Genomic DNA, 22,512 nt, shown 5'->3' on the forward strand with positions numbered 1-22,512 from the left:
GTTCGGATCGACGGAGGATCTGCTGAATACGCGCCCTGTAGGACACCCAACCCGCCGTGAGCACCACTCGAATCTGACGGCGCGTTCGCCTCGCAACGCACATCCCTCGTCACAGTTGCTTCACCGAACAGTCGGCCTCGAGACGGGGTTTTGACGGCGCCAGCACTCCTCACTCACTGGGAGGATTCCACTTGTCGACCCGTTCGCCCGCGGCGAGTGGGACGCGAAACGTGAGGATCGTCCCACGGGGATCGTTCTCGGTGCGGTCCATCGTTCCCCCGAGCGCCGTCACTGTCCAGTAGATGAGCCAGAGACCGATTCCCGTCCCGTGTGTAAGGGCCGTCTCTTTGCCGGCCATGATCGCGTCCCACTCGTCGTCCGGGATTCCCGGCCCGGTATCAGCAATCTGAATGCGGAGTTCCCCCGCGTCCTCGGTCTGTTCGACGCTCACCGTAACGTGTGGTTCCCCGCGATCGGTGTGGACGATTGCGTTTTCAAGCGCCTCGTCGATCGCCAACTGGAGGAGACTGCCGTTTTGAACGACCGCGCTCGCTTCGAGGCCCATCGAGAGTTCGATCGTCGCGTTTGGATGCATCTCCCGTCGCGTTTCGACGAATCCGTCGATCGTCTCGACCGACAGGGAGTGTTGTGCGTTCCGTCGGTGGAACAGTTCGCGGATCGTTCGGGTTTCTTCGCTGAGTTTGCCGAGTTTCTCGGCGTGCTCTCGAATTGCCCGTACGGCAGACCGGTGCTCGTCAGAGTCCAGATCGTCTTCGAGCAGCGTAGCGAAGCCGTCGATCGCCGTCACCGAATTTCGAACGTTGTGCCGAAGCACGCGATCCATTACCTGCAACACCTGTTCGATGAACTGTGCGTCCGTAATGTCCTCTTCGATGGCCACGAAATGGGTGCAGTCTCCCTTGGAATTCGTCACCGGGACGATCTTCTGTGTGGTCCGGTACAACTCGCCGGACTTTCGTTTGTTCGTTAGCTCCCCTTCCCACACCTCTCCAACGGTGATCGTCTGCCACAACTCCTCGTAAAATGAGTCCTTCTGGTGTCCGGATTTCAGAATCCGGGGAGTGTTCCCGATCGCTTCCGCGGCGCTGTAGCCCGTCGTTCGCTCGAACGCCGGATTGACGTATTCGATCGTCCCCTCGGGGTCGGTGATGAAGATTGACTGGTCAGTCGCTTCAGCCTGCTGCTCGAAGAGGCGCTTTTCCTGTTCGTAGAGTTTCCGATCGGAGACGTCCTCCTGAAAGCCGAGAAAGTGCGTGACGGTGCCGGCTTCGTTCTCGACGGGAGTGATAGAGAGCCGGTTCCAGAACATCGAGCCGTCCTTTCGATAGTTCTGGAGTTCGGTGGTGATCGCCTCCTGAGACTCGATCGCGTTGCGGATCGCTTCGACCGTGTCCTCATCGGTCGCTTCGCCCTGGAGGAATCTGCAGTTTCGTCCGAGTATCTCTTCGCGGGAATAGCCGGTCAACGCACAAAATTCGTCGTTGACGTAGATGAGCGGTTCGTCCGTGTGCCTGGCGTCCGCGATAGAAACACCAACCGGCGACTCGTCCATCGTTCGTGCGGGGAGCCCGGTCGGCAACGTTCCGTTCGTATTGAAAAACAACATTTCGATACAGCCCTCTCCGTCCCACTCGACAGCCGTATTTAATACGACGAATTCGAGAGAGTCGCCGTTGGCAGGGCGGAGGGTGAGCGTGAGACCGATCGACGATACGTCTCCACGGGCTACTCGCACGAACTGCTCGAGCAGTAATCGCTGATCCGACGGGTCGACGCACTCGAGGATCGATTCCCCGATGACGGCGTCGGATGGCGGAGGGGTGAGTAGGAGGCGACCAGCGTTATTCACATAGTCGATCGTTCCATCCGGCTGTACGATAACGACTGGCTCTGGGTGACGTGCCGTGTCTTGGTGAGCCACTGATTGAATAGTATTCGTTCTAACTGGGTATGTAGGTGTCGATTGATTTTCATTGAAAGATTTCTGTACACGGGAGCGATCGATACGTTCATTCTACCCGCACGACAAAGAGTGCCTATGCGGATTCGCGAGTGGAAAGATATCCTCGAAGACGTCACGACGCGGGACAGCGACCCCGACGACTGGCGGGCCGTCGCCGGCGATCGCGCCGGCGGCGTCGGCGAAGACATGTACCTCGCACACCCTCAGGCTGGCGTGTTCTTTCTCAAGACCTACGCGAAAAACCCGTTCGAGGTCCGCGGGGTCGGCAGCCACGTCGCTCGGAATCTCGACGACGAAATCGGCTCGTTTCTGCCCCAGGAGGACTCCGGCGGACGGTTCGCCGTCCAGTCGCCACCCGAGGACGAGGACCACGCAGAAACCGTCTCCAAGCGTCTCGAAACCGTTCTCCGGACCCACGCCGACGCACCGACCCGGCCACAGGATCTCTTCGACGACGTGATGGATGCCCTCGAGAGTCCGGCGTTCGGTCCCATGGAGTACGACCAGTACGATCGCCCGGACGAACTCGACGACCTGTCCGATCGGTTCGAGGAGGCCGACGAGTTGCTGGACGCGGAACTCGAGGACCTGATCGAAACCGACGAAGTCGATCGCGGCTTCATGTGAGCCAGCGAGTCGGCTCACTCCAGCGAAACCGGCCTGGTTCAGCGGGACACTCAGAAAAGACCTGCGCTCGCGTCCGGTGTGCCTATGGAATCGGACGCCGACACCTCACGATACGAATGAGCGATACTGCCACGACCGTCGTCCGTGACTACTACGAGGCGCTCCGCCGGGGCGACCCTCTCTCTCCGTTTTTCGACGATCGAGAGTCGACGGTCAAATTCGGTATCAGCGAGGCGCTGTACGGCTACGACGACATCACGGCGGCCCTGGCCGAGCAGACGGAGACGACTACTGATTGGGCCGTGGAAAGTCACCACCTCGCAGTCTCAGAGTGCGGCGAGTACGCGACGTTTGCCGACGAGGTGACGATGGCATGGACGGCGGTCGACTCCGGTGAGAGACACCGATTCGAGACGCGCTGGAGCGGTACGCTCCGCCGACGAGCGTCGGCTGAACCGTCGGCGTCGGCTGAACCGTCGGCGTCGGCTGAACCGTCGAACAGCGACAGAACGGCGACCGATCGACCACCCTGGGTGTTCGTGACGATGCACGTCAGCGCACCCCACGAGCTATGAGGCGCGGTTCCGGTCCGTCGCGGCCCGAGGAACTGACTTCGGGATCGACCCGGCTTGCGATCGGATTCGTGTTGCTCGTCGGGTTCTCGGGGACCATGATCGCCGTTCAGGGCGGGGGTTCGCTTCCCCTCGTCGCGGTTGCGGCGGCCGGCGGATTGCTCGCCGGGGGCGCGTTGCTGTGGTATCTTCTCTGGATCCTCTCCTAACAGAACGCCTCGAGAGCCGCGAGATAGACCGATCGCTCAGCGTTCGATACGCTGTATCCAGCGTCCCGGCGTGTCGAGTTCCTCGTGGGTCGGCAGGTTCTCGGGATGATCCCAGACCCGACTGGCCGTCTCCAGATCGCGGACGGCGACCACGTGCTCGAAAAACGTCTTGCCGCGTTCGTACTGGCGCTGTTTGAGGCCGAGACCGAGCAGTCGACGGAACAGCTTCTGCAGGGGACCACGACCCTGTCGGCGGGCGTCGAGTTTGCGGCGCAGATCCTCGTACTCGTCGTCGAATGCGTGGTCCATCAGCAGTTCCGCGTACCCCTCGACGACGGTCATCGCCGCGTCGAGGTCCCGGAACGCATCCCTGTCGAACGAGCCCTCGCCCAGCGCCGAAATGCCGTCTTGCATCCGGTTTTCGAGGTGCGTCGAGAGCCACGGCGCGGCCCCAAACTCGGCGGCGTGGGTCACCTCGTGGAAGGCGATCCACCGCCGGAATCGATCGTAGTCGACGTCGAGCATCTCCGAGACCCGCAGAATGTTCGGCCGGACGAAATAGAGTGCATGCTCGTCCGTCGGGGTATCCGCGAGCAGGAGTGGGTCGTACTGCCCGAGGACGTTCCGTCCGAGAAACGAAAGCAGGACGGTCATGGTTCCGGTGTTGATCGTCCGGGCGACGCCGGGGAACGGGTCTGTTCCCGTTTCCAGCGTCCCCATCACGCGCTCGAAGGTCGCGATGTTGGCGTCGATCCAGTGGTGGCGGTTCTGGATCTCGACGGTGTTGGGTACGTCGAATTCGACGTTAGCGATCGATCGAACGGCGGTGCGCGCCTCGCGGACGTCGCGAGCGTAAGCCGCCCGCTCGCCGGGGTCGAGATCCAGCGAGCCGGGGTCCGTCGCCGCCTTGGCCGCATCCGCGGCCGACTGCCAGTCGATCGCATCGTCACCGGACGCCCCGGCAACGGCTCGGGCGCTGCGATACAGGTTCACGAATACGGGTAGGAGAAGCGAACGCAAAAGGGTTCGGCTCGGTCTCGTCGCGTGCTGACAGGACCAGCCGCCTCGATCGATCGCTGACTTTCGACAGCGCCGACACGACGGCGAACTATAGTAGCAACTGCAACGATTTACACACTGATTGCACAGCTTCGTGCGATCAGGTGTGCATTGATTTTCGGTGGCTACTAGCCCACAGCTCGCGACCGCCAACGCTTACCGGCCAGCAGTCCCATCGTCCGCTCGTGCGCCCGTCGGATTCGACCCTCGCCGCGTGGCACTCGTCGCTCACCGATCGACTACCGAGAGCCTGGGCGCTCTGGCTGGCCGCCCGTCCGAGTCAGATCGCCCTCATCCTGTTGGTCTACGCACTCGGCGTCGGCATGGCGATCGTCGGCCCACCGCTGATCGCGGGCGACTCGCCGGTTTCGACGCCCTCGGCGGTCCTCAGCCCGTCGTTCGGCCAGCCGGTACTGGTCGGAGCGATCGCGCTGGTTCCCGTTACCGTCGCGATCCATTACGCCAACGAGTACGCCGACGCGGAAACCGATCGATTGACGACCAGGACGCCGTTTTCTGGCGGCAGTGGTGCGCTCGAAATGACCGGGCTGCCGGACCCGTTTCTCCGGTCGGCGGCGATCGGAGCGTCCCTCGTGGCGTCGATCGTCTTGCTACCGATCGTCGGGAGGGCCAGCCTTCCGATCGACGCAATCCTCTTTCTTCTGGTGATTTTCGGACTCGGGCTAGCGTACTCCCTGCCCCCGATCGCGTTCGTCCGGCGCGGTCTCGGTGAAGCGGTAAATGCGGTTCTCGGCGGGTTCTTGCTACCGCTGTACGGCGTCGCCGTCGTCGCCACACCGACCCCCACTGCGGCCGTCGCCGTCGTTCCGTTTACGCTCCTGGTCGGCTGTAACCTGTTTGCGACCCACTGGCCGGACCGGAAGGCCGACGCGCAGGTTGGAAAGCGAACGCTCGCCGTTCGGTGGTCGCCCGCGGACGTCAGACGCGGTTTTTTCGTGCTCGCCGCAGTTGCCGCCGTTACGGTGGTTGGTCTCTGGATACTGGGCGTCTTTCCGACCGCGGTCGTCCTCGCACACGCCGCCGCGCTCCCGTTTCTCCTGTGGGGCGGTGTCGTAGTAACCCGCCAGCGCTCTCCGTTTCCCGCCGTGCTGGCGATGGTCGTTCTGGCAATCGCGTCGACGATCGCGTGGTGGGCGGTCGGTCTCACCGGGTAGTCGGGAACCCGACAGAGTGTCCCAGGACGGTTCCGCAGTCCCAGAATTCGACGGACCACGGTTCTGCACCCGCCGAACACCGCCGCACAACAGTTTTGCGATCGGGGGTACGTACTCGAGTATGAGCGATTCGCGAGAGGGTGAGTCGGCACGGGAGCACGAGGGGACCGACGACGTTGGACCGTCGACGGCTGAACCATCTCCAACGACCGCTGCCCGAAGGCTGTTAGAAAGCGTTCGCCACGAGGAGCCGACCGAACCGTGGCTGGCCGCGATCGCCGCCGCGAGTTCTGACGATCTCGGTCGGATTCGGACCGATCGACAGGCCGGGCTTGCGTTCTGGCTGAACCTCTACAACGCCGCCGCACAGCTCTTGCTCGATCGCCGCCCCGAGCTGTTCGAGTCCAGGCTCCGATTCTTTCGCGCCGACGCCGTGACGGCCGCGGGCGTCGACCTCAGTCTCGACGACATCGAACACGGGATCGTCCGCGGCGGTCGATCGAAGTACGGGCTGGGCTATCTCCCTCGGGTCGAGCGGACGGGACTCGATCGGGTCTACCGGCTCGATCTCGACCCGCGGATTCACTTCGCGCTCAACTGCGGCGCTGCGAGCTGTCCGGCTATCCTCGCGTACGAACCCGAAACGATCGACGAGACCCTCGACGAGGCGACGCGAACGTATCTGGATCAGACGGTCGAGTACGACGCCGAGCGTGACCGCGTGATCCTGCCACGCGTCTGTCTCTGGTTCGTCGGGGACTTCGGCGGGCGATCGGGACTCAGAGCGCTGGTTCGCGAGTTCGAGAAGGTCCCACCGGATGCGAACCCGTCGCTGCGATTTGCGGGCTACGACTGGACGAGAGCGCCGCGACAGTTCGGTCGCTGAGCCGGTCCGCTGACTGTTGGATGGTTGTCACCCTCTGGTTTCGCGGTTGGGCATCGCCCTCGAAGGACTGCACCACGTCTATTTGTGGCGAACCCGCACAGGTGCGTATGAGTCAGTCAGTTCCGGACTTCGAACTCGAAAACGTCGGTGCCGGCCCGAATCCGTTCTCGCTGTCTGGGGCCGCCGAAGACGACGATGTCGACGCGATTGTCCTCCTCTTTCAGCGGGACTACCACTGCGGGAACTGCCGAAAACAGGTCTCTACGATCGCCGATCGGTACGACGAGTTCCGTGACGCGAACGCGATCGTGGTGTCGATCCTGCCCGAACCGACCGATCGTGCGGAAAAATGGACCGACGTCGACGCGTTCCCGCTGCTCGCTGACCCCTCGACGGCGGTCAGCGACGAGTACGACCAACCCGTTCGGTTCGGGGTTCTCGGCTCGCTGCACGACCTGGTCGGACGGATGCCCGTGGCGATGGTTCTCGATACCCGAAACGGCGTTCCAATGCCAGTGTACACTTACGAAGGGAAGATGCCGGCTGATCGACCGTCGGTCGACGACCTGCTCGCGGAGGTTCGAAAAATCAGCACGTAGTTCGGACAGCCGTCGCATCAGCTTACGGTTCGTCCGTCCCTCGAGCCAGCGTCCGTCCCTCGAGCCAGCGTCTATCCCTTAGAACCGTCACCGAAAAACTGTCGGATCCGTTGCCGAAACTCAGTTAACGATGACGTTCGGCTCTTCTTCGTGTTCGGCTGTCTCGTCGTCGCCGCCGGTGTACTTTTTGACCGCAGCGGCGATCGCAACCAGCGCGACGAGGCCGACGATCGCGCCGATCGCGCCCTTCCCACCGGAGTCTTCGTCCGCGGCCGCGGCGGCGTCATCGTCCGTTTCCGTCTCGGCATCGGGTACCTCCTCGCTGCCGCCGATGGGGAGCGTGTCGCTGATCGTGCTGGGACCGAACTGTGTGTCGCCGTCGAGATGCAACTCAATAAGGGTGAATTTTCTGTCGCCCATAGCTGAGAATCAACGAGTGTCTACTTAGCCGTTTGGTTACCTCTACTCTGCTGCAAGTGCTGCCATTGCGTCGCTCGCTCCCGTCGATCGAGGACGGACGACGCGGCCGAGTGGCGACAGCGATCGAGTCGGGATCGAGCGCCGGCCGAATCGCACCGATCGCGCTCGAGCCGGGTTCGATCGATGGGACGTTACACCCGGAACTCGGGCGAGCCGAGAGGTCGGTACCCCCGGAAACCTGAGCCTGATCGACCAGCGGACCGGTACGATTAAGTGTCCGTCACCTGCGCTCTTTCGTATGAGTGGACGACCGCTGGACGTCCTCGAGGCGTCGCTGGGAGACCGCGTTACGGTACGACTCAAGAGTGGTGACGAGTACGTCGGCGATCTCGCCGGCTACGATCAGCACATGAACCTCGTACTGGAAGACGTGACGATTCCGGTCACAGGCGGCGGAGCGGATTCGACGCCGGCTGAAGACACAACGATTATACGCGGCGATAACGTCGTTTCGATCACTCCATGACTGGCGCAGGAACCCCAAGCCAAGGAAAGAAGAACAAAACGACCCACACCAAATGTCGCCGCTGCGGAGAGAAATCGTACCATACCAAAAAGAAGGTTTGCTCCTCGTGTGGCTTCGGTAAATCCGCCAAACGTCGCGAGTACGCCTGGCAGTCGAAAACCGGCGACAACTGATCGACGACTGCATCTTCTCTCATTACTCCGGTATCCGGGCGGTGTGACTGGCGACACCGCTCCGAGGACAAACCGACGATAGACAGCCGGTAGTCCGCGCGCCGAACCGACGATGGACAGCCATTAGTCCCGCGGGGCGAACACTCGCGTATGGAGACGACAGCCGCCTTCACCGGCCTCGCGTGTCGTGACTGCGGACGGGTATTCGACGCTGCCGACGCGACACACCGGTGTCCGGACTGTGAGGGACCCCTCGATCCGAGCTACGACTACGACGCGATCGATCTCGATCGAGAGACGCTCGCCGCGCGCCCGTTCGACTCGCAGTGGCGCTACGTGGAGTTGCTCCCGTTTGCGCGCGAGTCGGCGGTGACGACCGACGAGGGAGCGACGGCGCTGGTCGACTGTCCGCAACTGGCCGCAGAACTCGGCGTCGAACGGGTCGTTATCAAAGACGAGGGACGAAATCCGACGGGGACGATCGCGGACCGTGGCCAGAGTCTCGCCGTAACCGCGGCGAGCCACCACGGTGCGAGCGACATCGCACTCGCCTCGACGGGTGACGCCGGGCAGTCGGCCGCTGCCTACGCCGGCCGTGCAGGACTCGATTCGCACGTCTATCTCCCGTCGCGATCGGGCTTCTCGACGAAAGCGATGGTCAACGTCCACGGCGGTGATATGAGCGTCGTCGGTGGTCGGTTCGACGACGCCGCGGCGGCCGCCGAGGAGGGACTCGACGAACACGACGACTGGTACTCCCTTCAGCCGTTCACCACGCCCTACCGCCACGAAGGGCTGAAGACGGTCTACTACGAACTGGTCGAGCAACTCGACTGGGAGGTCCCGGACGCGATCTGTCACCCCACGGGCGACGGCACCGGGTTACTCGGTCTGTACAAGGCCGCCCGCGAATTCCGCGACCTCGGCCTGACCGACGGACTCCCCGCGCTATACGCAACGCAGGCGTCCGGCTGTGCGCCGATCGTCGAGGCTTACGAGGCCGATCGGGACGAACACGACCCCGTCGAGACGCCGGATACGATCTGCGGCGGCATCGAAATCCCCGATCCCGAGCAGGGCGCGTGGATGCTCGAGGCGATTCGCGCGAGCGACGGCGGGGCCGTGGCGACCGACGATCCCGACATCCTCGAAGCCGCGGTGCAGGTCGCCCAGCACGAGGGCCTCGAGATGGCTCCGAGCAGCGCCGCCGCGGCCAGCGGTGTCTGGGAACTCGCTGAGCGCGGCCTCTTCGAGGGTGAGGAAACGGTCGTCATCATCAACACCGCGACGGGGAACAAGGCGGCGGACGTGTTGCGAAGTCATCTGATGAGTCAGGGCATATAGGGCCGGCAACGACCGCTTCGAGCCGCGTTCCCGACGGGGAGTCGTTTCGTAGCGTTTTTCATCGTTACCGGGAAACGGGGGGTATGACCGCGCCCTGGGAGGAGTGGAACCACATCCTCAAACTCGATCCCGACAAGGAGTTACCCGACGGGATCACCTACGGCGATCTCTGTGCGACGGGCACCGACGCGATCGAGGTCGGCGGGACGATGGGGATGACCGAAGAGAACATGACCGACGTCATCGAGGCCTGTGCGGCACACAACGTGCCGCTGTACCAGGAACCCTCGAATCCGAGCGTCGTCGTCGAAAACGATGCACTCGAGGGGTATCTCGTCCCGACGGTGTTCAACGCTGGCTCCCCGTTCTGGATCACCGAAGCCCACAAGGAGTGGGTCCGCATCGACGACGATCTGGACTGGGACCGCACGACGCTCGAAGCCTACATCGTGATGAATCCCGAGGCCGACGTAGCGGAACTGACGGAAGCCAACTGCGACCTCGGCGCGGACGACGTCGCGGCCTACGCGACGGTCGCCGAACGGATGTTCGGCCAGAAAATCGTCTACGTCGAGTACTCGGGGATGCTCGGCGACGAGGACGTCGTCGCGGCCGCGGGGGAGGCCGTCGACGAGTCGACCCTGTTCTACGGCGGCGGCATCCACGACTACGACTCGGCGTACGCGATGGCCCAGTACGCCGACGTGATCGTCGTCGGCGACCTTGCCCACGACGAGGGCGTCGACGCCGTCCGACAAACGGTCGAGGCCGCAAACGACGCCTGAGCGCTGGTTCGCCGCCGCGACGTACACCGAGCGTTGGTTCAACGCGATCGTCGATCGCGAAAAAGTATCAACGGCCTAAACGGTTTTCACCCTCCATCGTGCAGGACTGGCCATGAGTCTCCGCGCAGAGTTCGAGGCGACGGCACCCAACCTCTTTCTCGCGCCCACGCTATCGGGCCTGCCGCCACTCGCGGTAACGCTCGAAAGCCAGTACGCGCTCGATCCGACCCAACCTATCGCCGTCTGCTGGATTCGGTGTGACGATCCGGTTCGGCTCGAGGAGGCGCTCGATCGTGACGAAACGGTCGCAACGTTCGAGCGAATCGACGACGATTCGCGGGAGCTATTGTACGAGATCCGCCGCAGTAGCGCCGGGGCTGGCGTCGTCGACGCCTATCGTCAGTGGGTCACCGTCGGCGGCCAACTGCTGTCCGGCCGCGCTCGCGCCGGCCGTTGGGAATTCGAGATGCGCTTTCCCGACCGGGAATCGTTCACCCGCTACCACGATTTTCTCCTGGGCGAGGGCGTGCGGTTCGAGCTCCGGCGCCTCGCTGACGGACCGCGATCCGATCGAGCCGGCGGGGACGGCCGAGAAACCGTCACCGAGTCCCAGCGGGAGGCGCTCCGAACCGCCTACGAAACCGGCTTTTTCGAAATACCCCGGCAGACGACCCTGTCGACTATCGCCAACGGACTCGGGATCTCCGACCAGGCCGTCAGCGAGCGACTGCGGCGCGGCCAGGCTCGCCTGATCGAACGGTACGTCGCCTCGGGCGACCCGTGACGGCTGCGCCGATTTCACTCCGGATCGATACCGTCTCCGGAACGGTGTTACTGTCCGTCGACGATCGCGCGGAGTCGCGGCAGTACGTCGGTGACGTCGCCCCGACAGACCACGTCGGCAACGTCGTCACGCGGCGTCGATTCGAGATTGACGACCGCCACGGTCGCGCCCATCGAGGCGGCCAGTCGAGGGAGCGAAGCGGCGGGTTCGACGACCAGCGAGGAGCCGATCGCGAGAAACACGTCGCTTTCGCTGGCGATCGATCGCGCGCGCTGGATGACCGCACCGGGGAGTTGCTCACCGAAGAGAACCACGTCAGGTCTGTAGATCCCACCACAGTCACAGACCGGCGGTGATTCGCCGTCCGCGACGCGATCGAAGACGGGGTCGGCGTCCGTCCGCCGTCCGCAGTCCGTACAGCGAACGCGCCGGGCGTTGCCGTGAAGTTCGAGAAGCGTCGGTCGGTCGCCGTCGACGGTCTCCGAGTCCGCTCCGTCAGCACCGCGGCCGCGAGCCGATTCAGCAGCGACCCCGTGCAATCCGTCCGTGTTCTGCGTGAGTATCGCGTCGAGGTACCCGTTTCGGCCGAGCGCCGCCAGCGCCTCGTGACCCGCGTTGGGGTCGTACGCCTCGTCGAACATCGCGCGCTGGAGTTCGAGCCGATCGGTCCAGAAGCCCGCCGGATCGGACTGAAATCGCCCGTAGGTGAACTGCCCTTCGTCGAAGTGCTCCCAGACGCCGCTGTCGCCGCGAAAGGTCGGCACGCCGGACGGCGCGGAGATGCCGGCACCGGTGAGAACGGCTGCCGTCTCCGCGGTCCGTAGCTGGGATGCGAGGGAGTCGAGGGAGTCCATACCGATCGATCGGACTGGAACACGAAAGTTCGCGGTGGTGTTCGGCGGGGCGCTCGGCGGTAAACGGAGACCCCACTCCCTCTCATACGGTTCCTTGTGACGTTTTACCGATGATCGCCCGACCGGTGTGGCGATCACCGGTAAAGAATCACAACAAACCGTATCAGTCGAACCCGCTGATGAGCGTGACGAGCCACTGTGCGGGATCGCGCGAGTCGCGGACCTCGACGCGCGTCACCCACTTCACCCACTGGAAACCGCGTCGGCCGGGGGCGACGAGTCGCACCGGGGCACCGTGTCCGTGTGCGAGGCGCTCGCTGCCGACGTGGGTCGCCAGGAGGGCGTCTCTGGCCTCGTCGATCGGGAGACTCCAGCGGTAGCCGGTCACGGAGACGAACCGAACGTACGCTGCGTCGGACTCGACGCCGCCGACTGCCGTCAGGAGTCCCCCGACGCGGATTCCGCGCCAGTCCTGGACCGTGTACCAGCCGCTCGTACAGTCGAGAAGCGCCGTGAGATCGTCCTCGGCGGCGAGGGTGCTGCCGGGGAGGGCCTGTGGCTCGGCGACGAGTCCAGTAACCGAGAGTTCGTACGTCTCCCGATCGATCGGGTCCGGGTCGTCGGCCACCCACGAGGTGACCGGGAACGCGTGATTCCCGTCGCCCTCCCGCGGCTGTGAACCGGTCCACCGGCGTTCCGCACCCGGTGTCGAGAGCACGGCGTTGACCGCCTGTTGCAGGCGATACGTGACCGCACCCGCCACCAGGAGGGCGGTGTACTGGAGGACGGTTCGCCGCCCCTCGACGTCGGTCCGGCGCGGCGGACGGTATCGAGTGGCCGCGTGGAAGACGACCAGCGGGACGAGCGCCAGCCCGAAGCCGACGTGGACCGAGAGGAGCGTCCAGTAGGAGAGTCGGATATCGAGGCCGAACACCCAGACGATGCCCGTCGAGAGCGCGCCGATCGCGGCCACGAGCGTCAGGACGGACAGCGCGGTCGATCGCTGCCACAGGTGTCGCTGAACGAGTCGGTGGCGAACGCGGGCGAGTTTCCAGCCGAGCAAGACGACGATCGCCAGTCCCAGCGATCGGTGGAGCCAGAACACCGGCCAACCGGCGGGCGTTCCGATCGTGAAGGAAACCAGCCCCGTTACGACCTCCGCGAGGACGACGCCCAGCAGCGACCAGTCGACGACCCGCGGCGGTGGCTCCAGTCGGTCGATCGCCGCGCCAACCCGATCGGGGACCCGCATCGCACTCGTCTATGGGAGAACGGCCGATAAGCGTTGGCGAGAATGTACGACCCGTCCGCAATCGGATCCGCCGGTTGCCGCGATCGAATCTGCCGGTTGCGTTGCTCGCCTCCCCTGTCTGTGTTGCCCGCCTCTCCCGTCTGCGGTGCCCGCCTCCCCCGTCTCCGTTGCCCGCCTCCCCCGTCTGCGGTACCCGCCTCGACTGACCGTGTCGTCCCGGCGCTGACCGTCTCGAACGATTGCGCTTAAGTTCCGGCGACGGGAATCGGGAGGTATGCAGGATAGAACCTACACTGCGGACGCCGAGCCTGGCGACGAGGTAACGGTCGCCGGCTGGGTCCACGAGATTCGCGACCTCGGCGGCATCGCCTTCCTCATTCTCCGAGACACCACCGGCAAAATTCAGGTCAAGTTCGAGAAAGACGAGATGGACGACGACCTCGTCGAGACGGGCCTCGACGCCGCCCGCGAGAGCGTCGTGAAAGTCTCCGGCGCAGTAGAGGAAGAACCGCGCGCGCCGACGGGCGTCGAAGTCACGCCCGAATCCGTCGAGGTCGTCGCCCCGGCGGATCCCGAACTGCCGCTCGATCCCTCCGGAAAGGTCGACGCCGAACTCTCGACGCGACTCGACAACCGCACCCTCGACCTGCGCAAGGACGAGGTTCAGGCCGTCTTCGAGATCCGATCGGAGATTCTGCGCGCCGCCCGCGATCGGTTCCGGGAGTTCCGCTGTACGGAGATCACCACGCCGAAGATCGTCGCGACCGGCACCGAGGGCGGGACGGAACTGTTCCCGATCACCTACTTCGGTCAGGAGGCCTTTATGAACCAGTCGCCACAGCTGTTCAAGCAACTGATCGCCGGCTCGAATGTCGAGCGCGTCTTCGAGATCGGTCCCATCTTCCGCGCCGAAGAACACAACACGCCCCGCCACCTGAACGAGGCGACTTCGATCGACTTCGAGGGAGCGTTCTGTGACGCTCACGACGCGATGGACGTCGCGGAGGGCGTCGTCAAAGCGGCCTACGAAGCCGTCGCGGAGAACTGCGGCGACGAACTCGAAGCCCTCGGCCTCGAAGAGGAGTTCGAGGTCCCAGACGGCGACTTCCCGCGGCTGACCTACGAAGAAGCGATCGAGCGGATCAACGCGACGGGCGAACTCGACGAACAGCTCGTCTGGGGCGACGACCTCTCGACGGAAGCCGAGAAGGCACTCGGCGACGACGTCGGGGGCCACTACTTCATCACCGAGTGGCCGAGCGAAATCAAGCCGTTCTACATCATGGACGACGCCGACGACGAGCAACTCTCGACCGGGTTCGACATGATGCACCCGCGCATGGAACTGGTCTCCGGCGGCCAGCGCGAACACCGCCACGACCACCTCATCGACGGCTTCGAACAGCAGGGTCTCGACCCCGACCAGTTCGAGTACTACACGAAGATGTTCAAGTACGGGATGCCGCCCCACGCCGGCTTCGGTCTCGGTGGCGAGCGCCTGATCATGACGATTCTCGGGCTGGAGAACATCCGAGAGGCTGTTCTCTTCCCGCGAGATCGCCAGCGTCTGAGCCCGTAGGCGAAGACGTTGAGAGCAAGCAAGACGAGCGAGGCGAGATCGTGGAACGATCTCGAAAAGCGAACGGTCAAACCGTGAGCGAAGGGAGTCTTGCGTGATCGCCAGAGATTGAGCCCGTAGGGCTCGTTGCCAGTCGTCGTTCGGTTGCGATCGAGTCTCTAATTCTGGGAACGATCGTCCGAGGATACATATCCAGCGAGAGTTATCGGTGACGACAGTCGCGTTTCCGTTCGTCGATCCGGACGAGAAACCGCTCCAGAGCACACTCATGAAACAGCGACACACTATCGGAATCGCGATCGGAGGCGTAGTACTCGCTCTCGCGCTCCTCGTCGGCGGCCTCTTCCTGGTCGGCGAGCTGTTCTACGAGGACAGTTATTCGAGCGAGTACAGCTACGACGTTCGGATGTCGACGAACGGCACGCTGACGAACGCAACGGTCCTCGTCCCCGTACCGTCTCACGACGGCGAGGTGACGATCGTGAGCGCAGTCGATGACGGCGACTACTACTCCCAGCCCGAGGCGTTCTCCCAGCGAATCGTCGAGACCGAACGCGGACCAATGCTCGAGATCACCGTCGACGAGTGGATCGTCGAACCCGAGTACTATCGGTTCGTCGAGGCCGACGACGGGACCGACTACGGGTGGACCGAACCGATCCCGGCGGACGAGTACGATCCGGACGAGCCAGACACGTTCGCACGCGAACACGAGCACTACGAGCTGTTGCTCAGAATCGAGAGCGACGACGCCGTCGAGACCCGCGATCCCGTCGGCAACGAACCCCTGCTCGAGCCACGTCTCGATGTGACCGAGACGACGTGCACCGACGGGGCCGAACGCTGTTACGAGTACGCGGGACTCGTTTACGCCGAGTACGACGCTGACCCCACCACGGAGACCACGATTCGAGTCTCCCACGGCGGCGAGAACTCCTGGTGGGTCGGCGGCTGGAACGGAAACTGGTACAGCGACGATCTGGCCGTCGAACTCGTCGGCCCGCACGCGAACTGGGTCACCGCGAACGGTGAACTCGAGGCCGGACGAGGATCGTACCGGTAACCGGCGATCGCTTACCGCCGCTCGACCATCGTTCCCTCGTCCCCGACGGCGACCGATCGCTCGGGACCGATCGCAACGCCCTGTAGCGCCCCGCTTGCGTCCGTCGTGATCCGCTCCCAGTCGGCGCTCGGGTCGGCGCGATCGTAGATCGTCCCGTCGACGTCGGTCGCGCCGAATCGATCGTCGTGTCGGGCGAGTGCCGTCAGCGCGTGCTCGCTGGTTCTCTCGGGCGTCCACGTGTTCCCGTCGTAGCGGTGGACGACGCCCGCGTCCGTACTCGCGTGACAGTCTCCCGCCTCGGTGGCGGCAATATCGGTGAGCGTCCCGTCCGCACCGTCGATCCCGATCGGCTCGAACGTCGCCCCGCCGTCGGTGGTCTCGAAGACGCCGTCGTTCGTGTCACAGCAGTAGCCGAGGTCCGGATCGACGAGGAGTACGCCCGATAGGCTGGAGCCGCTGCCCGGTTTCACCGGATCAGCCCACGCGAGGTCGCCGTCCTGATACTGCCCCCGTAGCACCTCGCCGGAGCCGTTCGCCAGGAGGATCGTTTCGTCGCCGCTCGCGCCCGCGACCGCGAGGCCGGTCAGGTTGTCGGTCCGATCGTCCGGTGCGGAGTAATCCGTGTGTTTCTCCGTCTCGGTTTTGACTCGGCCAACAGCGCCGCCGTCGCCCGCGACCCAGGCGATCGCGCCGTCGTCGGTCACGTCGACGGCACGGAGCGTCTGTCCCTGTACTCCGGGACCGTCCTCGAGCGCAACGGTCCACTCGTCGTCGGTGCTCACGATCACGACGCCACCGTCTCCGACAGCGACAGCGCACTCGTTTGCGATCGCAGCGTCGGTCAGACTCGCGTCCGTGGGGCAGTTAGCGGGCGTCCACTCGGGAGCCGTGTCGGGTTCCGATGTGCGCTCGTCCGGTTCGGAGTGCGCCTCGATCGGCTCACTTTTCGAGTCCGATGTGTCGGTTTCTCGGTCCCCTGGATCGGGGTCCCGGCTGCAGACATCCGGCCCTCGTCCGGTGGTCTCGACTCCTCGTTCCAGCGTGTTTTCGCCGCTCATCTGTTTCGGATCGCCATCGTCTCGTTCGCTTCCCGCGTCCTCATCCGACCCTCCGTCGGAGCGTTCGGCCAGTGCAGCGTCGGTCAGCGACTGATATTCGCGTCCGGTCTCCGCGCCCGCGCCGTCGGTTCCGCGCGATCGCGAGAGGTAGAGAACGACCGGGGGAACGAGGTAGCTGGCCAGCGCCAGCACGACGAAGCCGCGGTGGACGATCGTCAGGGTACCGAAGGCGGTGAGACCGGCCGTCGCGACGGCGTGCATCCACGTCTTGGTGTACCGCCGGAAGAACGAGCCGAAGCCGTCGGTTTCGGTCCGGAATGCCATTCCCGAGTAGTCGGGCGCTGGCAGACAAAAGCCGTAACCCTGTGTATGCCAGCGCATGACCGTCGGAGCGAATCTATATCGTTATATCGGCCGAGACGCAAACCGAGGCTAATGCGCGAGGAGGCGACGGCGTTCGTTCCGGGACACATTACGGGCTTTTTTAGCGCTCATCCAGCCGACGATCCGACGAAAGCGGGTTCCCGTGGGGCAGGGCTGACGCTGACGGACGGGGTCGAGGTAACCGTCGAACCCGCTTCTGGGACGGAGTCGACCATCGTCCTCGACGGCGAACCGATCGAGGTCGACCCTGTCGCGACCGTTCTCGACACGCTGGAGGCACCGGCTCGCGTCGAGGCCAAGTCGGACCTCCCGATCGGAGCCGGATTCGGCGTCTCGGGGGCGCTTGCACTCGGAACGGCCCTCGCGGCGAACCGGGTGTTCGAGCGCAAACTCTCGCGAAACGAACTGGTGACGATCGCCCACGGGGCGGAGGTCCAGGCCGACACGGGGCTGGGTGACGTGGTCGCACAGGCCCACGGCGGCATCCCAATCCGACTGGAACCAGGCAGCCCGCAGACCAACAAACTCGACGCGATTCCGTCGCGTGCACGCGTCGAATACGTTACGTTCGGCCAGTTGTCGACTGCGGACGTGCTCTCGGGGGACACCGACCAGCTGACGGCCGCCGGCAAAGAAGCCCTCTCGCGGGTCGTTGGCGAACCGACCCTCCTGTCGTTCATGTACGCCTCACGGGCGTTCGCACGCGAAGCGGGGCTGCTGACCGAGGACGTGGCCGGAACGATCGCGGACGTGTCGGCGGTCGACGGACAGGCCTCGATGGCGATGCTCGGTGAGACGGTGTTCGCCCTCGGAACGGGCCTGTCGGACGCCGGCTACGAGCCGAGAGTCTGTGCGACCCATCCGGCAGGTGCGGTGCTTCGGTAGGACCGCGGTGTCGACGGGGAAATGTCCCGGTGAGACGAATAGCACCCACTGAAAATTACGGCACCCCTGCTCGCCAAGCGGCCGTATACGCAGTGCGTAACTCGGCTCAGTTGTCACTGAATTTGGCTGTCACAATACTGTGAGAATGCGCCGTACACGTCGGGCACAGTCTCATCATCGATCTCCGTCCGCCAGTACGCGCCCTCAGCCAGCGGTCGGGCGATTCTCGGGTGACGATCGACGGTTCGGGTATAAATACTATCCGTATCACTCACGTTGTCTACATATTTTCCTCTCCGGTGTCGGCCCCGGACCGCCGTGTCGGTGTGCCGTCTCTCGATTCCGGATTCGATCGCTTACTCCGAAGACAGCTCCGGGAGTGGGGGTATGCTGAAATCGAGGGCCAGGTGTACTCTGCCGGCCGTCAGACGCGCGACCGGCCTCGATCGTGAAGCGAAAGCGGATCGAGTACCGGTGCGGTGGCCAGTTCACGAGTCGCATCTCGGACCCGGATCGATCGCTAAAATACCAGAATGGGAACCTGACAGCGTAAAATGCAGTAGCCGAAAATTTATTAAAGTTCGTTCCAGTTATCGATCAAAGTTTGGCAATGTCATTCACGACAGACCTTCACCAAGACCTGTTCCGGTTGTACGAGCGATACGTCGGCGAACCCGACTCGAAAAAAGACGTCTACGGCTACTGGCTGTTCATTCTGGGATACATCATCGGTGCGGCGGGGGTGTTCACGTTCGTGGTCGGCTACGCCGGCGACGCGGACTCCTATACACTGATCAGAATCACGGGTGTGCTGGCGGCGACGGGCCTCACCCTGTGTCTGTTCGGAATCGTGTTGATGTTACCGGTCCGGAAACGCGGGATTCAGGCGGGCGCGGTCGGATTAGTCGTCGCGCTGGGCGGCGTCGGATTTTTTGGCTACGCCTACCCGTACAACTGGCGCGAACTCGGGGCGGATTACAGCGTCGAAGTGATCACCGTATACACGACCGGAATCGCGATCATCGCGGGCGTGACGGCGCTCGTTCCCGTCCTCACCGGACAGAAAGGGATGTTCGTCGAAGAGGAGGGAGCGACCGACGATCCACCGATCCTGACCGGCGACGCACAGGAGGGTGCACAGTTTGCCGTCTTTCGCGACGCCAACGGCGACTGGACCTGGAACGTCCTCCATCTCGAAGCCCTCGCGAGGAACGAAGGAAGCGCGGTAACCCGACCCGAGGCCCGTGAGGGGATCGAACGCGTCAAATCCCAGATCAGTTCGGCCGGTCTGATGGAGCTGACGACCTCCGCGTTCCGGCTGTACGAGGATCGCGGCGGTAGCTGGCAGTGGGCGCTCGCCCGCGACGACGGCAGCATCGTCGGCACCTGTGCCGGCGAGTTCGACGAGCGCGACGGCGCGGAAAACTCGGTGAGCTTCCTGAAAGACCGCGGTCCCGAAGCCGACGTCATCGAGATCGAAGACGCCGCGTTCACCTACACCGAAGAACGCGATCGGTGGCACTGGACGCTCGTCGACGACGAGCGGACGCCCCTGGCTGCGGGCGAAGACGGGTACGCGAGCCAGGAAGACGCCGAGACTGCCGCCCACTCCTTTGCCGATCGGTTCGATCGAGCGCGACTACTCGACATCGAGCACGTCGGCGTCGAACTCCACGAACGCGGCGACGACTGGACGTGGCGGATCGTCGACGACGCGGACGACGTCGTTGCCACCTGCACCGACGCGTTCGATTCGCGCCGCGACGCGGAGGAAGCCGTCGAAGCGTTGCTTCCGGAACTCGAATCGGCTGCGATTACCGCCGCCGGCGAGCCGACGTACGAACACTTCCAATCCGGAGACGAGTGGCGGTTCCGACTGGTCGACGAGAACGAGCACGTCGTCGCCGAGAGTCCGGACGGGACGAGCGACCATAGCGAGTCCGAGCGACGCGCCGACGCGCTCCAGGCGAACGCCCGCGAGGCCGACGTCGTCGAGATCGACGACGCGGAGTACGAGGTCTACCTCGCAGGGAAGGCAGTGGCGTTCGACGAGACCGACGATCTGCCCGCAACGATCGACGAACAGGCGGTGTCGACCGACGGCGGAACGGCCACGGAAACGGGCGAAAGAACCCCCAACGCCGAGGATCCGACCGAGTGGTGCTGGCGGCTCGTCACCGAGGATCGCGAGATCGTCGCCGGGAGCACGGAACCCCACGGAACGCCCGAGGATGCCACAGACGCGATCGAACGGGTTCGCCAGCAGGCCAGCGAGGCGGACCTGATCGAGTTCGAGAACGCGGCGTTCCAGGTGTACGAAGCCGACGACAGCGAGTGGCGCTGGCGGCTGATCGACGAGGACGGCAACGTACTCGCAGACAGCGGTACGGAACACACCTCTCGCGGCGAGGCCGCCGAAGCGATGATAACGCTCAAAGAGCAGGCACCGAACGCCGAACTACTCGAGATCGAGACCGCAGCCTTCGAATTGTTCGTCAACGAGGACGACGAGTGGGGCTGGCGGCTGATCGACGAGGCGGGCAAACTCGTCGCGGAAGATCCGTCGACGCACCCGACCCGCGGCGCGGCCCGAAAAGCGATGAACCGGCTGCTCGACCACCTCGACTCCGACGTTCGCACGATGGACCGGGCCATCTTCCAGCCCTTCGCGGCCGAGGACTGGCACTGGCGATTCGTCCTCCCCTCGGGCGAGACCGTCGCCGTCGACGGCGAGGTGTACCCGACGCGCGACGAACTGATCGATAGTTTGGACTCGGTCCGCAATGCAGCCACCTCCGCACAGGGGTACACCGTCGGTGACGTCACCGTCCAGCTCTATGGCAGCAACGAGTGGCGCTTCCGCCTGCTCGACCGCGATCGCGAGGAGATCGCCGACGCGACCGACAGCGACTCCGATCGCGACGACGCACTCGCGACGGTCGAAGCGCTCACGACCCACGCGGCGGACGCGCCGGTGTTCTCGATCGAAGACGCCGTGATTCGCCTCCACGAGGACGACGGCTGGACGTGGGACCTGGTCGATCGAGAGCGCGAGGTGATCGCAACAGGAGTCGACAGCGCCACGACCAAGGCGGACGGCGTGGCGGCCGTCGAGACGGTTCGACAGCTCGCGCCGATCGCCGGCCGGGTCGACTTCGATGTCGCCTCGTTCGAACTGGTCGGCACCGCCGAGGACGAGTGGCAGTGGCGGCTCATCGACGAAGACGGCCGAACCGTCGCGACCGGCTCCGAGGCACACGCCTCGACCGAGACCGCACGCGAGGCGATCGAGGACGTTCGATCGCTGATCGAGACGGCGAGCATCCTCGAAATCGACAGCGTCTCCTTCGAACTTCACAGCGCCGCGGACGAGGACGGCTGGGTCTGGCGACTGGTCGACGAGTACGGCTCGACGATGGCCGAGAGCACGCAGCTCTACGACACCCGAACCGCGGCCCGCGAGGCGATGAACGACGTGAAAGCCCACGCGCCGGAGGGATGGATCACGTTCACCGAGTGAGAGCGGACGCAATCTGACGGCCCGAGGGGCGAAACGACCCCCACGGTCGCCGTCGCGAAACGTATCGGTGTTTTATGTGTGAACAGCCGGATGTTCGGCCCATGAAATCGATGGGCGTCGAACTCGAATTTTCCCCTGAGACGATCTCAGCGATCCACGAGGGAATCTGTGAATCGCCCGGGCTCGAGAGGGAAATCATCGTCGGCGGGCAGTCGGTCGACGGCGTCGAAACGATCACGTCGTACGTCTACGGCGACCCCGAGGCCTACGAACCGCTGGTGGTCGATCGAGACGACGTTCTGGAGTACGAGATCACGCCCTCCGACGACGGGTTTTTCCTGTACCTCCGGCGGGAACTCGGTTCGGAGGGACTGTCGTTGCAGGGCGCGCTCGCCCAGGAAACCGTCGTGGTCGTGCCACCGATCGAGATCCGATCGGACCGGACGATCCGGGTGACGCTCGTCGGGCAGTCCGCCGATCTCGGACGCGTCGTGGACGCCGTTCCGGACGGAATCCGGGTCGACGTCCGTTGGGTCAGCGACGACCTCACGGTGAGTGAATCCACCGTCTCCGATCGGCAGGCGACGGCGCTTCGGACTGCCTGGGAACTGGGCTACTATCAGGTTCCGCGGGAGGCAGGGATCGAGGCGGTTGCGGCCGAACTCGACTGTGCGGTTTCGACAGCCTCGGAACTCCTTCGTCGCGGCGAGGCGAACGCCGTCGAACGAGTGCTCGCGGACGGCGTATAGGTCGGCACCGATCGTCTACGGCCCC

General features: G+C 64.3%; 22 protein-coding genes. 16 read left to right on the forward strand and 6 right to left on the reverse strand.

Translation table 11 applies throughout. From position 1 onward, the window contains the following. Positions 1-169: 169 nt before the first annotated feature. A complete protein-coding gene (locus tag AC6I6L_RS16285; RefSeq protein WP_497918815.1) occupies positions 170-1,942 on the reverse strand; it encodes a PAS domain-containing protein in 1,773 nt (590 codons plus the stop codon). Positions 1,943-2,059: 117 nt separating this feature from the next. Here AC6I6L_RS16285 and AC6I6L_RS16290 point away from each other — a divergent pair, with 117 nt between their 5' ends. From AC6I6L_RS16290 to AC6I6L_RS16300, 3 genes are all read left to right on the forward strand, one after another. Next, complete coding sequence (locus tag AC6I6L_RS16290; protein ID WP_497918816.1) at positions 2,060-2,611, forward strand: hypothetical protein; 552 nt, start codon at positions 2,060-2,062, stop codon at positions 2,609-2,611. 116 nt (positions 2,612-2,727) lie between these two features. Further along, positions 2,728-3,186, forward strand: coding sequence for a nuclear transport factor 2 family protein (locus AC6I6L_RS16295; protein WP_497918817.1), 459 nt, complete (start codon positions 2,728-2,730; stop codon positions 3,184-3,186). Continuing rightward, a complete protein-coding gene (locus AC6I6L_RS16300) occupies positions 3,183-3,392 on the forward strand; it encodes a DUF8527 family protein (protein ID WP_497918819.1) in 210 nt (69 codons plus the stop codon). Before AC6I6L_RS16295 ends, AC6I6L_RS16300 begins: the two co-directional genes overlap by 4 nt. Before the next feature lie 36 nt (positions 3,393-3,428). On the opposite strand, the gene AC6I6L_RS16305 is transcribed toward AC6I6L_RS16300, so the two are convergent. Next, a complete protein-coding gene (locus AC6I6L_RS16305; protein WP_497918820.1) occupies positions 3,429-4,385 on the reverse strand; it encodes a zinc-dependent metalloprotease in 957 nt (318 codons plus the stop codon). A gap of 251 nt (positions 4,386-4,636) precedes the next feature. Here AC6I6L_RS16305 and AC6I6L_RS16310 point away from each other — a divergent pair, with 251 nt between their 5' ends. The 3 genes from AC6I6L_RS16310 (at position 4,637) to AC6I6L_RS16320 (ending at position 7,111) form a co-directional block, all read left to right on the forward strand. Continuing rightward, positions 4,637-5,626 (forward strand): prenyltransferase, encoded by a 990-nt coding sequence (locus AC6I6L_RS16310; RefSeq protein WP_497918821.1) that lies wholly within the window; start codon positions 4,637-4,639, stop codon positions 5,624-5,626. A 121-nt stretch (positions 5,627-5,747) separates the two neighbouring features. Then, the gene (locus tag AC6I6L_RS16315) at positions 5,748-6,512 is read left to right on the forward strand and encodes a DUF547 domain-containing protein (protein ID WP_497918822.1); all 765 of its coding nucleotides are present in this window, start codon (positions 5,748-5,750) and stop codon (positions 6,510-6,512) included. Between the two features lie 107 nt (positions 6,513-6,619). After that, positions 6,620-7,111, forward strand: coding sequence for a peroxiredoxin family protein (locus tag AC6I6L_RS16320; protein ID WP_497918823.1), 492 nt, complete (start codon positions 6,620-6,622; stop codon positions 7,109-7,111). Positions 7,112-7,231: 120 nt separating this feature from the next. Here AC6I6L_RS16320 and AC6I6L_RS16325 read toward each other — a convergent pair whose 3' ends face one another. Next, positions 7,232-7,531 (reverse strand): hypothetical protein, encoded by a 300-nt coding sequence (locus tag AC6I6L_RS16325; RefSeq protein WP_497918824.1) that lies wholly within the window; start codon positions 7,529-7,531, stop codon positions 7,232-7,234. A 298-nt stretch (positions 7,532-7,829) separates the two neighbouring features. Here AC6I6L_RS16325 and AC6I6L_RS16330 point away from each other — a divergent pair, with 298 nt between their 5' ends. The 5 genes from AC6I6L_RS16330 (at position 7,830) to AC6I6L_RS16350 (ending at position 11,143) form a co-directional block, all read left to right on the forward strand. Continuing rightward, positions 7,830-8,057: an LSM domain-containing protein gene (locus AC6I6L_RS16330; RefSeq protein ID WP_497918825.1), complete on the forward strand. Its 228-nt coding sequence runs from the start codon at positions 7,830-7,832 to the stop codon at positions 8,055-8,057. Next, positions 8,054-8,230, forward strand: coding sequence for a 50S ribosomal protein L37e (locus tag AC6I6L_RS16335; protein ID WP_497918826.1), 177 nt, complete (start codon positions 8,054-8,056; stop codon positions 8,228-8,230). The genes AC6I6L_RS16330 and AC6I6L_RS16335 overlap by 4 nt, the downstream gene beginning before the upstream one ends. 150 nt (positions 8,231-8,380) lie before the next feature. Beyond that, entirely contained in the window at positions 8,381-9,574 is a 1,194-nt protein-coding gene (locus tag AC6I6L_RS16340) for a threonine synthase (protein WP_497918827.1), read from the forward strand. Positions 9,575-9,657: 83 nt separating this feature from the next. Next, positions 9,658-10,359: a phosphoglycerol geranylgeranyltransferase gene (locus AC6I6L_RS16345; protein WP_497918829.1), complete on the forward strand. Its 702-nt coding sequence runs from the start codon at positions 9,658-9,660 to the stop codon at positions 10,357-10,359. 112 nt (positions 10,360-10,471) lie between these two features. Further along, complete coding sequence (locus AC6I6L_RS16350) at positions 10,472-11,143, forward strand: helix-turn-helix domain-containing protein (protein ID WP_497918830.1); 672 nt, start codon at positions 10,472-10,474, stop codon at positions 11,141-11,143. A gap of 47 nt (positions 11,144-11,190) precedes the next feature. On the opposite strand, the gene AC6I6L_RS16355 is transcribed toward AC6I6L_RS16350, so the two are convergent. Continuing rightward, complete coding sequence (locus tag AC6I6L_RS16355) at positions 11,191-11,997, reverse strand: SIR2 family NAD-dependent protein deacylase (RefSeq protein ID WP_497918832.1); 807 nt, start codon at positions 11,995-11,997, stop codon at positions 11,191-11,193. Positions 11,998-12,160: 163 nt separating this feature from the next. Next, positions 12,161-13,249 (reverse strand): molybdopterin-dependent oxidoreductase, encoded by a 1,089-nt coding sequence (locus AC6I6L_RS16360; RefSeq protein ID WP_497918833.1) that lies wholly within the window; start codon positions 13,247-13,249, stop codon positions 12,161-12,163. Between the two features lie 274 nt (positions 13,250-13,523). On the opposite strand from AC6I6L_RS16360, the gene aspS reads away from it, so the two are divergent. Beyond that, a complete protein-coding gene (aspS, locus tag AC6I6L_RS16365; protein ID WP_497918835.1) occupies positions 13,524-14,828 on the forward strand; it encodes an aspartate--tRNA(Asn) ligase in 1,305 nt (434 codons plus the stop codon). A gap of 208 nt (positions 14,829-15,036) precedes the next feature. Continuing rightward, a complete protein-coding gene (locus AC6I6L_RS16370; protein ID WP_497918837.1) occupies positions 15,037-15,891 on the forward strand; it encodes a hypothetical protein in 855 nt (284 codons plus the stop codon). Positions 15,892-15,902: 11 nt separating this feature from the next. Here the strand turns inward: AC6I6L_RS16370 and AC6I6L_RS16375 are convergent, their stop codons facing one another. After that, positions 15,903-17,273: a WD40/YVTN/BNR-like repeat-containing protein gene (locus tag AC6I6L_RS16375; protein ID WP_497918839.1), complete on the reverse strand. Its 1,371-nt coding sequence runs from the start codon at positions 17,271-17,273 to the stop codon at positions 15,903-15,905. A gap of 111 nt (positions 17,274-17,384) precedes the next feature. Between AC6I6L_RS16375 and AC6I6L_RS16380 the strand changes: the two genes are divergently transcribed. From AC6I6L_RS16380 to AC6I6L_RS16390, 3 genes are all read left to right on the forward strand, one after another. Then, positions 17,385-18,218 carry a pantoate kinase gene (locus AC6I6L_RS16380; protein WP_497918840.1) on the forward strand — a complete coding sequence of 278 codons (834 nt, stop codon included), beginning with the start codon at positions 17,385-17,387 and terminating at the stop codon, positions 18,216-18,218. Between the two features lie 610 nt (positions 18,219-18,828). Next, positions 18,829-21,738, forward strand: a complete 2,910-nt coding sequence (locus AC6I6L_RS16385; RefSeq protein ID WP_497918841.1) for a DUF1508 domain-containing protein — start codon at positions 18,829-18,831, stop codon at positions 21,736-21,738. 101 nt (positions 21,739-21,839) lie between these two features. After that, positions 21,840-22,487 (forward strand): helix-turn-helix domain-containing protein, encoded by a 648-nt coding sequence (locus AC6I6L_RS16390; protein ID WP_497918842.1) that lies wholly within the window; start codon positions 21,840-21,842, stop codon positions 22,485-22,487. Positions 22,488-22,512 lie beyond the last annotated feature (25 nt).

The organism is Halosolutus sp. DAT137, assembly GCF_059736405.1.